The sequence below is a fragment of the Candidatus Symbiopectobacterium sp. NZEC127 genome, assembly GCF_025962675.1.
Taxonomy (GTDB): domain Bacteria; phylum Pseudomonadota; class Gammaproteobacteria; order Enterobacterales; family Enterobacteriaceae; genus Symbiopectobacterium.
In genome coordinates, this window is the sequence record NZ_JAGFPG010000009.1 from 88,746 (window position 1) to 101,840 (window position 13,095).

The window sequence follows — 13,095 nt, forward strand, 5'->3', positions numbered from 1 at the left end:
CCTGTCGACAACACGTTATGCAGCGCGCGCTTTGTTACGACGCTCGGCGATGAAGGTAACCAGGAAGATGGCACCAATCAGGTCAAAGAAGCCCATCGCGATAAACAGCGGGTTGTAGCCGATTTTGTCTGCTGTCACACCAATCAGCAGTGAGAACAGGAAGCTGGCGATCCAGGCAAAGGAGCCGCGCATCCCGTTGACCGTTGCCATTTGGCCTTTTTCGAACGATTCAACCACCAGCGCACTCAGCATGCAGGAGATGATCTGGTGACCAAAACCACCGATGGAGATCAGCAGGATGGTGATGTACGGGTCTTTCGTCAGCGCCACCATTGCCAGAGAAATCATCAGGAACGCGCCGGTCACGGAGCTGGCAACCACGGAGTTGACGCGGCTGCAACCAAACAGACGGGTATAGACGCGGGTCAGATAGCCACTGGCGATACTGCCCAGGTCAGCGGCCAGGAAGGGCAGCCAGGCGAACATGGCGATCTGTTTCAGATCCATCCCGCGTTCTTTTGCCAGATACAGCGGCACCCAGAAGCTCAGCACGGCCCAGGCCGGCTCTGCCATAAAGGCTGGAATCGCAATACCGTAAAAACGTTTGTTTTTGCCGACGGTTTTCAGCGCGGTGAAGAAAGGCAGCTTGACCGGTGCCGCTTCGTTATCCTGCTTGATGAATTCCAGCTCGGTTTTGCTCAGGTTCGGGTGCTTCTCCGGGTCATAATAGAACAACCACCACAGAACCACCCACAGCAAGGCCAGCGCACCAGAGAACATGAACGCACCCTGCCAGCCGAGGAAGCTGTGTGCCACCACGATGATAGGCGGTGCTAACATGGCGCCGATGGAGAAGCCGACACCAGCCCAACCGGCGGCGATCGGACGTTCTTTTTTCGGGAACCATTCGCCGAGCGTTTTGGCGTTGGCTGGGGTCGCCGCTGCTTCTGCTGCGCCCATAAAGAAGCGCAAAATCGCCAGATGTAGCCAACTGCCGGCGCCAGCATGGAGCATACACATCACTGCCCAGATGGAAGCACACACCAGAAAGCCGATTTTCAAGCCAATGACATCAATCAACCAGCCGCACAGGGGTTGGAAAATGGTATAGGCCAATTGGAATGCGCCAACGATCCAGGAGTATTGCTCCGTGGTGATCCCCATGGTGGCTTTCAGTTCAGGCGCCAGGATACCTAACGCGTTACGTGTAAGGTAGTTAACAGTAACGCCTAAAAGGAACAGCCCCAAAACCCACCAACGCAGGTTTTTGATTTTCCGTTTCCCATGCACTGCGGGTGCAGCGTTGTCAATATTGAGACTCATGATAATCTCCGTCAGAGGGTGATGATTGATTTGGCCTGATAAGTTATTCTTTCTGTTACACCATCAGTAACCTAAAATACTCACCCTATCGCTATATTCTGATTATTTATATTAAAATTCAGGTTGTTATATAAGACTCTTTTTGAGGTGCTGTTTTCTCAATTGGTCTACCAATTAAGCCTAAATGAGATAATCGATGTGGGATACGCTCTTTTTTGCAAAAATTTTCATAAGGCTGGCTTATTTTAGCGTTGGGCATAAAAAACGGTTAGGATATGGGCAGTTTTAGCATGAAAATTTTTTCATCTTCAAATTTGAAGGGGATCACAAAATGAATGGAAAGCTTAAAATCAAGGAAATTGCGGCACAAACTGGGCTTTCTATCAGTACGGTATCTCGCGTGTTGTCAGGCAAATTTAACACCAGCGAAAACGCCAAGCAGCGCGTGATGGCCTGTGCGCGAGAGTACGGTGTGCTTGATGATATTGCCTCTGGACGCCTGTTAATCAACGGAATTATGGTGTTTGCGCCGTCGCGAGCGTTTGATTCGCGGTCTGACATCTTTTACTACAAAGTGATCCAGGGCCTGGTCAATGCGCTGACGCCCCATGAGGTGCGTTTGCGCTACTGCGGGCTGGAAGAAAACAACAGTGATGCGGCCCTGTTTCTGGAAAAGATGAACGATCCGTTGACGGAAGCGGCCCTGCTGATCGGGATTGATGACCCCTATATTCACGCCCTGGCGGCGGATTTGGGCAAACCCTGCATCCTGATTAACAGCTATGACAGAAAGATGCGTTTACCCAGCGTCTCACCGGATCACCGTTTGATTGGCGAGGTGGCGATGCACTATTTGATTGAGCAAGGGCACCATAACATCCTTAATCTGGTCTGCCTGCGGCGCTATACCATGGAGTGGCGTTTACAAGGGATACGGGAAGCGCTGAACGCCCATAATCTCCCCTTTGATGAGACCTGCCATCTGCTGCTGGCAAACGGCTTCAGCGCTGCGGAAAGTGAACGTGCATTGACTGAATTTCTCGCGCAGTGCCCGGAAGAAAAGCGGCCAACCGCCATTCTGGCAGGCGGCGATTTTATGGCGTTAGGGGCAATGAATGCGTTGCAACGTGCGGGGATTCGCGTACCGCAGGATATCTCCATCATGAGCATTGATGGTTTTAATTTGTTGGCGCTGCATGATATTCCGCTGACCTCGCTGCATGTGCCGCGTGATGAATTGGGAGAAGAAGCGATCCGGTTATTGCAGCAGCGTCTGGCATCGCCCTTACGCCCTGCCAGCAACATTTTGCTGCACGGCACCATGGCGCTTAATGCCTCCGTCAAACGACTGCGCGCCAGCCGAACACCAGCGCGCGGAGATGAAGAGAAACTCTACGATTAAGACGACTCACGCCGCAGCGCAGAGCAATGTTGCGTGAGTGACCGTTTGCTCAGCTTAGAACCACTGGCCGAAACGTCGGATATAGATGCGTTTCATCACCTGAGTGAGCAGGCAGTAGCTCAGCAGGGTAGCGACCAGCCAGGGGAAATATTCCCACGGCAGCGGCGTTAAACCGATATACGCCCCCAGCGGCGAGAACGGAATATAGATACCAAGCGCCATGACCAATGCGGTGGTCAGCATCACCGGCAGGGCCGCAGTGCTTTGAATAAAAGGAATTTTCTGCGTGCGCAACATATGCACGACCAGCGTTTGCGACAACAATCCTTCAATAAACCAGCCTGACTGAAATAATGCCTGATGCTCGACGCTGTTGGCGGCGAACACATACCACATCACGGCGAAGGTGGTAATGTCGAACAACGAAGAGGTTGGGCCAATCCATAACATAAAGCGACCAATATTCTTCGCATCCCATTTGCGCGGGCGTTGCAAGAACGACTTATCCATTTTGTCCCACGGCAGGCTGAGCTGGGAGATATCGTACATCAGGTTTTGCAGCAGCAAATGGATGGCCAGCATCGGTAAAAAGGGAATAAAGGCGCTGGCAACTAAAACGGAAAATACGTTACCGAAGTTGGAACTGGCGGTCATGTTCAGGTATTTGATGATATTGCCGAATGTCTCACGCCCGGTGATCACCCCTTGTTCCAACACCATCAGGTCTTTTTCCAACAGAATGATTTCTGCCGACTCTTTGGCGATATCCGTTGCGGTATCCACCGAGATACCGACATCCGCATCACGCAGTGCCGGGGCATCGTTGATGCCATCCCCTAAAAAGCCGACGGTATGGCCGTTACGCTGCAACATTTTCAGTACGCGCGATTTTTGCATCGGCGTCAGCTTGGCAAACAGCGTACGCTGCTCCACTTCGCGCGCCAGCGTGGCGTCATCCATTTTATCGATATCAGCACCGAGCAGCGGCTGGTCTGCATCAAGCCCGACATCGTTGCACACTTTGCGGGATACCACCGGATTGTCACCCGTAAGCACTTTAACTTGCACCCCGTTTTCTCGCAGTGCGGTGATCGCACAAGCGGATGAGGGCTTCGGGGGATCGAGGAAGGTCAACAGGCCATGGATTACCAGGTCCCGCTCATCGGCTTCGGAGAGTGGGAAGTGGTAATCGCTGGCACCAAATTCACGCGTTCCTATCATCAATACACGGAAACCTTGCTCGTTATAACGCTCAGCCAGTGCAAGCAGCGCGCTACGACGGGCATCATCCAGTGGAAGTCTTTCGCCGTTATCGTCGATATGGGTCGCAATGGCGAGCATCTCTTCTACCGCGCCCTTACAGATCAACTGGTACTGCTGGTTTCCGCTGTTGATTAAAATGGACAGGCGGCGGCGAATAAAATCAAAGGGCAGCTCATCGATTTTGTCATGCTGGGTTAGCGCCGCAATGTCCGGTTTTTCCTTGCCGAAGCGGATGATGGCCTTGTCCATCAGGTTTTTCATCCCGCTTTGGTGGAAGCTGTTCAACCAGGCCAGTCTCAGCACCTGCTCGCTCTCTTTCCCGTTGACGCACAGATGGTGTTCGAGAATGATGCGATCCTGCGTTAATGTGCCGGTTTTGTCGGTGCAGAGCACATCCATGGCACCAAAGTTCTGAATGGCATTCAGATGCTTGACGACCACTTTGCTGCGCGACATTCTGATTGCCCCTTTCGCCAGATTGGCGGTAACAATCATCGGCAACATTTCTGGCGTCAGCCCAACCGCGACGGCCAGCGCGAAAAGCGCCGCTTCGGCCCAGTCACCTTTGGTAAAGCCGTTAATCAGCAATACCACTGGCACCATCACCAGCATAAAGCGGATCAACAAACGGCTCACGCTGTTGACACCGCGATCGAACGCGGTTTGCGCACGGGTGCCTATGATGGATTTAGCCAACGAACCAAAGTAGGTGTGATTACCGGTAGCCACCACCACAGCTTTGGCGATGCCGCTGGAGACATTTGTGCCCATCAGGCAGATATTGCCCATTTCCAGCAGCGATTCTCCCTCCTGGCCGCTATGCGTCTGACACGATTTCTCTGCCACATGGGCTGAGGTGTCATATTTCTCGACGGGAAGGGATTCACCGGTGAGGACCGCCTGGCTGATAAACAGATCGCGCGATTCAACCAGTTTTACATCTGCGGGCACCATGTCCCCTGCCGAAAGCAAAATGATATCGCCAGGCACTAACGCTTGCAGCGGGATCTCCTGGCATTCTGCGCGGGCATTGGGATGGGCACGGCGCAGTACGGTGGCGGTGGTACGCACCAGCGATTTCAACGCTTCTGCTGCCTGATTGGTGCGGAATTCTTGCCAGAAACGCAGCAGACCGCTCAGAGTTACCATGACCAGAATGATAATGGTGCCCGTTAAATCGGTCTCTTCTCCACGCTGCAAGGGCAGCCAATAATCGGTAAACGTGCCGATGGCGGCCAACGCCAGCAAAATAAAAATAAAAGGGTTATTAAAGGCGCCGATGAGCTGGGTCAACGCGGGGGGCGCTTTCTCTTGTGCCACCTGATTGGGGCCGTTTTCAAGTAAGCGCTCTTTGGCCTCGGCCTCAACCAAACCGTCCAGGTTGGTAGAAAGTGAGGAAAGGGTGCTATCAAGGCTTTTTACCGCTTCGTCTGCAATAAGGTAGCTTTTTTTTACCGACTGCTGACGGCGAACGGGCAAGTTTTCTAACATCTGAGTCATAACCGTTACTCATTTTTTAGCACATCGCTTTCAGGACGTCTTTTCAAGGGCCGTGTTTTTTAAGGGCGTAAAGAAGCCGTCCTTCAAAGGCATGATGTGCAAACGGACTAATTGTTATGCGTGACAGAGAGGACGGAGAAGCAAACGTGCTAGCGTGTCATCCCTTGCTACGCGTTGTAGATTGCTGACTGGGGTGATCGTCCATTTCGGCTCCTTAACCGCTGAGAAGCGATAGATTGAACGTAATGATGCCGGAACGCCGGGATCGCAGGAATCTCCGAAGAAACCAGACGTGTATTCAGTATCATCGCTTGAAGGTAAGACGGGTGAGCGTTGTCATAACGGCTCCGCCGCTGCCTGAAAGCGAGGGATTACTGGATATAAAGGCGCTGTTGGCCGGGAGGAAAGAGTGCGTAAGTGTAGAGATGCATCCTGATGCTTCCTGTGTGTACGGCTTTTCATATCCGCCGTCTTGGATGAACGTTTAACAGGGATGCAATTGTGATCGTAATGCTGATTGCGTCGCCCGCCGTTACCGGCAAGCATCGCACATTAGGGTGTGTCAGTTTGCCGGAGAGGTAATGCTGTTGTTGCTTCTGTTTTTACCATCGATGTTTTCACGAACGATGTTTTCACAACGTGTATCGCTTTGACTGTCCAAAAAAACGCTCTCCGTAGTTATACTGCGCGTACTATAACGGTTGAATTATAAACGTATCTGCAACGCGTGAGTGATTCATATCCGTTTCACGAGAAATGTGAAGCCTTCAGCCTTTTGCCCGCGTCAGTACGATAGAACACGCATAGCGATCGGCGGGGTGCACCGAGATGGTGGTTTCAAACGTATTGCCGTCTCGATCCAGATAGCGGCGAACAATCTTCAGCGCTGGCGATCCGGGCTCAACGCCCAGCACCTTGGCAATTTTCGCCGACACGGTGACCGCAGAGATGGTCTGCCGTACCTCTTCACTTTGAATGCCGTAGTGGGTTTCGATCAGATCGCTGATCAGCGCGAAGGGATCACTGCGTACCAATTGGCGCACTTTGGTGAAGGTGGCACTGGCGTAGCTGTCCGTCCAACATATGGGCGCATCTTTGTTTTCACTGTCTTCCCGAATGCTGGCAACGTGTAGCCAGCGAGATCCCGGCTCACAGCCGATGGTCTGTGCCAGATCGTAGTCAGCAACGACTTCATCAATCCTTTTCACGACACGCGGATTATTTTTCGCCAGAAAAAACAGATCTTCCAGACAGGCCAACGGGTGATTCAACCCTTTATGCTGCGCTTTGTCTGCCACTTGTGTGCCCAACCCCTTGCGCCGCGTGATCAATCCCTGCTCGGTCAAATCGCGCAGCGCCTCCCGCATGGTGTGTCGGCTGACCTGATAGTGTTCGCACAGCGCCATTTCCGTCGGTAACAGGGAACCCACCGGGTATTGTCCGGAGAGGATTTGCTGTGCAAGTTCACGCGCAATGCGTCGATACAACGATTCTTTTATAGGCAACGGTTTTTTTCCCGCATAACTGATCAATATCACAAAGCTGCGCTAAAGCGCTTTCGCTTTTATGTCCGTACATTCTATCTTGTTCGTACATTCACAATGTCCGTACATTTGAAATTGTTCGTACATTTAAACGTGCTTGTACATAAACAATAGTACAGATAGGTGAGTACCCGATGCGCCTGCCATGCCTGTTAACAGTATTGGCTTACTGGCAACCCCATTGCGGCATGACAGGCGCAGTTTATCACTCTTACTCTCATTTCAGGATGCTTTTATGGCTTCGAATGTGCTTGATTCCGTACTGTTTCGTGATGCCTTTGGCACGCCAGCAATGCGCGCCGTTTTTGACGACCACGAACTGATTAGAAAATATGTCATCGTTGAGGTAGCGCTTGCCAAAGCGCAGGCACGCTGTGGCGTAATCCCTGAGGCAGCGGCGCAAGAAATTGCCCAGCGCTGCAATGCCGATACGCTGGATTTCGATCTGCTGCGCCATGAGACCGAAATTGTCGGTTACCCGATTCTGCCGCTGGTGCATCAAATCTCCAAACAGGCGGGTGAGTCCGGTGGCTTTGTTCACTGGGGGGCAACCACTCAGGACATCATGGACACCGCTGTAGTGTTGCAAATCCGTGATGCTTTCGAGCTGATTGAGCAGGAAATCAAGACATTGCGTGGGACGCTTGCCGGTCTGGCTAAGCGTTACCGTACTACGCCGATGGCGGGGCGCACCCATTTGCAGCAGGCGTTGCCGGTAACCTTCGGCTATAAAGCGGCTATCTGGCTGGATATGTTCGATCGCCATCAGGAGCGTCTGGATCAGGCGCGTCCTCGCATTCTGGTTGGGGAATTTGCCGGTGCCGCCGGAACGCTGGCCTCTCTGGGTGATAAAGGCCTGGAGGTTCAGAAAGCGCTGATGGAAGAGCTGGGATTGGGTGTGCCTGTCTCTACCTGGCATGTGGCGCGCGATGGTTTTGCCGAAGCGGTTAACCTGCTGGCGCTGATGACCGGTTCGCTGGGCAAGATTGCCTATGACGTGATGTTGATGGCATCCAATGAGTTTGGCGAACTGTATGAACCCTTTGTGAAAGGCCGCGGTGCCAGCAGCACCATGCCGCAAAAACGTAATCCTATTTCGAGCGAATTGATGCTGGCATGTGCCAAAGGCGTGCGGCAGCAAGCCGGTTTGATGCTAGATGCCATGGTGCAGGATCTCGAACGCGCCACCGGGCCGTGGCATGCAGAATGGATCGCCATTCCTGAAAGCTTCATTCTCTCCGCCGGTGCTCTGCATCAGGCCAACTTTATGCTCAGCGGTCTGATCGTGGACGAGCAGGCGATGGCGCGTAATCTCGATATGACCAAAGGACTTATCGTAGCAGAAGCCGTCATGATGGGGCTGGCGCCTTATATTGGTCGGCAGGATGCGCACGATATTGTCTACGACGCCTGTCGTATCGTGAATGAGAAGGGCGGCAGACTGGCGGATGTGCTCAATGCGATGCCGAACGTGGCGGACCGTCTGGCTCCGGAACTGATTGAGCGTTTGACCGATCCGACCAACTATCTGGGTATGGCGCCAGAAATGGTCGATCAAGTGCTGAAAAGCTCTGCCAGCCGGTCGTAATGTCCGGCGTTCACCCGCTCTACGAATGAGGAGATGATTATGTCATCGGATTCATCCACAGGGAAAAAGGTGTTCGCCGTAGCGGTGCCCATTGTGTTGGGCATCGCTATCTGGCTTGCTCCCGTACCTGCCAACCTTTCGCCCCAGGCATGGCATATGTTCGCCATTTTTGCTGCTACCATCGCAGCCATCTTGACGCAGCCATTGCCCTCGGGGGCGGTGATGCTAATCGCGCTTTGCGTGGCTATCTTCACCCAAACGCTTACCGAAGCAAAAGCGCTGTCTGGTTTTGCCAGCGGCACCGTGTGGTTGATTTTCTGCGCTTATATCCTGTCTCTGGGCTTTGTCACTTCAGGGCTGGGTAAGCGTATTGCTTATAAGATGCTTTCATTGTTTGGCGGAAGCAGCCTGGGTATTGCCTATTCACTGGGCATTTCCGATTTGATTATGGCACCCGCAATGCCCTCGGTAACCGCCCGTTCAGGGGGAATCATCTTCCCCATCGCGCGCTCTATCAATACCGTATTGGGATCGGCTCCGGGTGAAAGCGGCAAAAAGATCGGGGATTTCCTGACCATGGTCTGCTTTCAGTTTACCCCGATTACCGGTGCCATTTTCCTGACCGGTATGGCCGCGAATCCCTTAGTGAGCAGTCTGGCAAAAAGCTCGCTGGGCGTTGAAATCACCTGGAGCGGCTGGTTTATTGCCGCTGTGGTTCCTGCCCTGGTCTGCTTTTGTTTGATGCCGTTATTGGTGTACAAGCTGGTGAATCCTGAACTGAAGCGCACGCCGGAAGCCAAAGTGATGGGACGTGAGGCGCTGTCTCAGTTAGGTCCGATGACCACAACGGAAAAGAAAGTGGCGTTTGGTTTTCTGTTGGCATTGGTTGGGTGGGGAACCAGCCTGATTACCGGTTTGTCGGCGACATCCGTAGGGTTAGGGTTGGCGGCGTACCTGTTTGCCGTCGGCGCTGTGGATTGGAAAGCCTTGCTGAAAGATCATGCGGCCTGGGACACGGTTATCTGGTTTAGCGTGATCATCAGTCTGGCTACCGGACTTTCCGATCTGGGGTTCATCAAATGGATGGCGGGCTTGCTGGGTAACCTGATCCACGGGTTTGGTGCCATGCAGACCTTTGTGCTGCTGGGCGTGCTCTATATCTATGTGCACTACTTGTTTGCAACGGCTTCCGGGCATGTCGCTGCCCTGTATGTGCCTTTTGCTGCCACGGCCATCGCGGCGGGGGCACCACCGATGATGGTCGCTATCTGCTTCGGGATTTTCAGTAACCTGATGTGGGGCAATACTGAATATGGCGGCGGGCCGGGGCCTATTTATTTCGCTCAGGGCTATTTCACGCGACCGCGCTTTTATAAAATTAACGCGGCGGTGGTCACCTGTAACGTGGTGCTGACCTTCAGCGTGGGTCTGCTGTGGTGGAAGCTGCTTGGCTTCTATTAAGGTAGTGCTTCTCCCGCTCCTGATGACGGTGGCAGTATGATAAGACAGGTTGCCTTGGGCGGTATCAGGCAACCTGCTTTGCGCTTACTGTACCGTCCGGTTGCGGCCTTCCCGTTTGGCGATATACAGGTTTTTATCGGCGGCAGCAAAGAGTTGGTGCACATGCTGCGTCAGGTCCATCGCTGAAGAGGGCGCATGGGCAATGCCGATACTCACCGCAACGGATACCGGCGAGCCGTTAATGAAGCAGGGCGTGTCGTGAATTTGAGTGCGCAACTGCTCTGCTAACGCAAAAAAGTCTCGCTCTGAGAAATCAAAACACACTACCGCAAACTCCTCTCCACCGATGCGGCTCACCAAACCCGGTTCCAGGATCGATTGTTGAATCAGGTTCGCAACGTGTTTCAAGACAATGTCGCCGTTATCGTGCCCGTAACTGTCGTTGATGGTTTTGAAGTGATCGATATCAACCAGCATCATGTTGATGGCCGCTTGCCGATAACGGGGAATTTTCCCGTAACGGTTTAGCGCATCGTTGAAGCCATAGCGTGAAAGCAGGTGAGTGAGGAAATCGTGGCTGGCCTGCATCAACAAGCGCTGGTTAAGCTGGCGAATGGTCTTGGCATTCATGGCCATCAGCAATGGGCTGAAGATGATCGCGGCGATACTGATGCGGGCGATGGTGATCTCCTGCATAAACAGGGCGTCCTGATGGTCATAAATCCCCTGAACATGAAGCGCTGTGGCGATCAGCTCAACAATGCCCGTGCACAAGGTGATCAGACGTATCGCCCACAGCGGGTACACGATGGCGCACCAGGTGAGTGCGGGCAGGGGAAACGCCAGAATAGCAATCGGACCAATCAGCGTGCCCAATCCCAGTGACAGCACAAGAAACACCAAGGGGATGCTGCTGCGCCAGTCCGCTGTGGGCATGCGCAACGTGAAATCGCTACGCAGTGTCAGCAGTAACGGCAAAAACAGCACAGCGGTATAAAACTGATCGCTGAACCAGTTAAGCACATCCTGTTGAAAAGACTGTCGTGTTTGTTCGGCCAGGTGTTGCGTGAACGCGCCGACCAGCGCACAGCAAAGGGCGGCGATCATGCAGGAGGCAAATAGGTGTAATGACGTGGAAATATCAGCTTCCTGCTGACGATATCGCCCCGGCCAACACAATAATTTGACCAGTACAAAGATAAACACCAGGTTGGCACTATTAATGGTGAAGGCGCTGATGCCCCAACCATAAAGCAGGCCGTCTTGCGCGATCATGGCGCTATAGGCAACGCCGTAATACCACGGGGTATTCAGATAGCGACAACGATAAAACAGAGCGGCAACCAGAATGTTGACGGGCCAGAGAACAGAGAGATCGATGCCTGACATCCGCGCATGTGAACCCAACATGCAGCCTAGTAGTGTCAATATAAAAACGTTAAAGCTGTTTAAAAGCACATTGTCACTTTTAAACAGTGTCAGGTTTACATGCATAATCTCTGCCCATTTCTCCACGGGATAGTGCTCGGCCTCTCAAATAGCGTGCAATCATACACGTAAGCCTAAGAGCAAACAGTACTCTGCATGAAACCTGCTGGTTTTTAACGTATTGTTTTTGATCACAGTCGATGCAAATTGTCGGCGTTTCGGCAAAAAAAGCCCTTAATAGCAGGATGGAAAATCCTTTTAGGCGCTAGTGTTATAACCTGAATACTGCGTGATGGCATGCGCATACTTTTTCACTGTCAGGAGTTCATCATGAAAATAAAACAGGGTATGTGTGGGTTGTTGCTGATGCTGCCGCTGTGTGGCTTTGCTCAGACGGCTAATTCCGACGTTATCGAGGGTTTCACCACGCAGCAGATTGCCGATGCGTTGCCGAAATCGGTCGATGGCTTGCAGCGGCGCTCGGTTGAGGTGGTCTCGGATTACCATACTTTTCAGGTGGAGTACGTAGATCCTGCCACCATGCGTAAAGTGCTGGTCACGCTTTATACGTTACCGGCAGATGCAAAAGGCAATATCCCCGTGGCCTCCAGCGATCGAGATCTGGATGCCGTGGTCGCCAGTGCTGAAAAGGAAATGTTGCGTCAGCGTATCAAATCGGAAATGAAAGATCTGACGGTGCCCGGTGCGCCCAGATTTCGCTGCCTGCAAACGGTAATGAATGAAAAAGTGGTTCACCAGGTGTGTTCAACCTTGTTTAAGGGGCGCGTGCTGGAGATCCAACCGGTCACCATGGTAACTGACAAAGCTTACGCGCCAGCGATGCAACGCGGTGAGGAGTTGGTGGTCACTCTCGGTAAAATCATGAGCGATGCAGTGAAATAAAGCCCAGGAACAGGCTGGCGAGCCAGCCTGTTTCGCATCATTCAGGGTTTTCTGTCCAATCAAACTCCAGCTGTCTGGCGGTGCTTTCTGCCAGCGCGCGCCCGGCAAAACGCTCGACCAGATGCAGGCTCATATCAATACCAGCGGAAATCCCCGCCGATGAGACCAACGCCCCTTGATCAACCCAGCGCACATCGCTTTTCACGTCTAGCGTCGGGAACAGTGCTTTCAAGTCGGCAATGTCTTCCCAATGGGTGGTGACCGAACTGCTGTCGAATTTTCCGGTTTTAGCGAGCAAAAAAACGCCAGTGCAAACAGATGCAGTAATGGTTGTTTGCGGGATTTGGCGAGCAAGCCAGTCGATAACCGATGATTTTTCCATTTCGGCTGTAACCACCCCGCCAGGCACGATCAGACAATCCAGCGCCGGGTGATCGTCGAGAGCATAATCTGGATCGATCTTTAATCCTGCACGAGCCCGCACGGACGCACGCTTCTCACCGAGTGTGAACACGTTAAAACGCGGTTCGGGTCCGCCTGCGACACGCGTTGCGCAGGTAAAGACTTCATAAGGCCCAGCAAAATCCAATACCTCAACGTTATCAAAAACATAAATACCAATTTGCAGTGTCATTGCCGGGTCTCCACGGGAAGGCTTATCCTGTCGATGGTATAACCTTGCG

General features: G+C 52.8%; 9 protein-coding genes. 4 read left to right on the forward strand and 5 right to left on the reverse strand.

What is annotated here, in order from left to right; translation table 11 throughout:
• Positions 1–15: 15 nt before the first annotated feature.
• On the reverse strand, positions 16–1,323 hold the full coding sequence (locus J5069_RS22555) for an MFS transporter (RefSeq protein ID WP_264645945.1): 1,308 nt from the start codon (positions 1,321–1,323) through the stop codon (positions 16–18).
• Positions 1,324–1,654: 331 nt separating this feature from the next.
• On the opposite strand from J5069_RS22555, the gene J5069_RS22560 reads away from it, so the two are divergent.
• Positions 1,655–2,725 (forward strand): LacI family DNA-binding transcriptional regulator, encoded by a 1,071-nt coding sequence (locus J5069_RS22560; RefSeq protein WP_264645946.1) that lies wholly within the window; start codon positions 1,655–1,657, stop codon positions 2,723–2,725.
• 54 nt (positions 2,726–2,779) lie between these two features.
• On the opposite strand, the gene mgtA is transcribed toward J5069_RS22560, so the two are convergent.
• On the reverse strand, positions 2,780–5,488 hold the full coding sequence (gene mgtA, locus J5069_RS22565) for a magnesium-translocating P-type ATPase (protein ID WP_264645947.1): 2,709 nt from the start codon (positions 5,486–5,488) through the stop codon (positions 2,780–2,782).
• A 767-nt stretch (positions 5,489–6,255) separates the two neighbouring features.
• A complete protein-coding gene (locus J5069_RS22570) occupies positions 6,256–6,987 on the reverse strand; it encodes a GntR family transcriptional regulator (RefSeq protein ID WP_319801697.1) in 732 nt (243 codons plus the stop codon).
• 280 nt (positions 6,988–7,267) lie between these two features.
• Between J5069_RS22570 and J5069_RS22575 the strand changes: the two genes are divergently transcribed.
• On the forward strand, positions 7,268–8,620 hold the full coding sequence (locus J5069_RS22575; RefSeq protein WP_264645948.1) for an adenylosuccinate lyase family protein: 1,353 nt from the start codon (positions 7,268–7,270) through the stop codon (positions 8,618–8,620).
• A gap of 39 nt (positions 8,621–8,659) precedes the next feature.
• Positions 8,660–10,081, forward strand: a complete 1,422-nt coding sequence (locus J5069_RS22580; protein ID WP_264645949.1) for an anion permease — start codon at positions 8,660–8,662, stop codon at positions 10,079–10,081.
• A gap of 84 nt (positions 10,082–10,165) precedes the next feature.
• Here J5069_RS22580 and J5069_RS22585 read toward each other — a convergent pair whose 3' ends face one another.
• The gene (locus J5069_RS22585) at positions 10,166–11,491 is read right to left on the reverse strand and encodes a GGDEF domain-containing protein (RefSeq protein ID WP_264645950.1); all 1,326 of its coding nucleotides are present in this window, start codon (positions 11,489–11,491) and stop codon (positions 10,166–10,168) included.
• Positions 11,492–11,839: 348 nt separating this feature from the next.
• On the opposite strand from J5069_RS22585, the gene J5069_RS22590 reads away from it, so the two are divergent.
• On the forward strand, positions 11,840–12,412 hold the full coding sequence (locus J5069_RS22590) for a hypothetical protein (RefSeq protein WP_264645951.1): 573 nt from the start codon (positions 11,840–11,842) through the stop codon (positions 12,410–12,412).
• A 37-nt stretch (positions 12,413–12,449) separates the two neighbouring features.
• On the opposite strand, the gene J5069_RS22595 is transcribed toward J5069_RS22590, so the two are convergent.
• Positions 12,450–13,046, reverse strand: coding sequence for a DJ-1/PfpI family protein (locus J5069_RS22595; RefSeq protein ID WP_264628602.1), 597 nt, complete (start codon positions 13,044–13,046; stop codon positions 12,450–12,452).
• Positions 13,047–13,095 lie beyond the last annotated feature (49 nt).

Excerpts from the sequence above, each read along its gene's own strand:
- J5069_RS22560 (WP_264645946.1), top strand. The coding sequence starts at position 1,655 with ATGAATGGAAAGCTTAAAATCAAGGAAATTGCGGCACAAACTGGGCTT.
- mgtA (WP_264645947.1), bottom strand. The coding sequence starts at position 5,488 with ATGACTCAGATGTTAGAAAACTTGCCCGTTCGCCGTCAGCAGTCGGTA.
- J5069_RS22590 (WP_264645951.1), top strand. The coding sequence starts at position 11,840 with ATGAAAATAAAACAGGGTATGTGTGGGTTGTTGCTGATGCTGCCGCTG.
- J5069_RS22555 (WP_264645945.1), bottom strand. The coding sequence starts at position 1,323 with ATGAGTCTCAATATTGACAACGCTGCACCCGCAGTGCATGGGAAACGG.
- J5069_RS22580 (WP_264645949.1), top strand. The coding sequence starts at position 8,660 with ATGTCATCGGATTCATCCACAGGGAAAAAGGTGTTCGCCGTAGCGGTG.
- J5069_RS22595 (WP_264628602.1), bottom strand. The coding sequence starts at position 13,046 with ATGACACTGCAAATTGGTATTTATGTTTTTGATAACGTTGAGGTATTG.
- J5069_RS22585 (WP_264645950.1), bottom strand. The coding sequence starts at position 11,491 with ATGTTGGGTTCACATGCGCGGATGTCAGGCATCGATCTCTCTGTTCTC.
- J5069_RS22575 (WP_264645948.1), top strand. The coding sequence starts at position 7,268 with ATGGCTTCGAATGTGCTTGATTCCGTACTGTTTCGTGATGCCTTTGGC.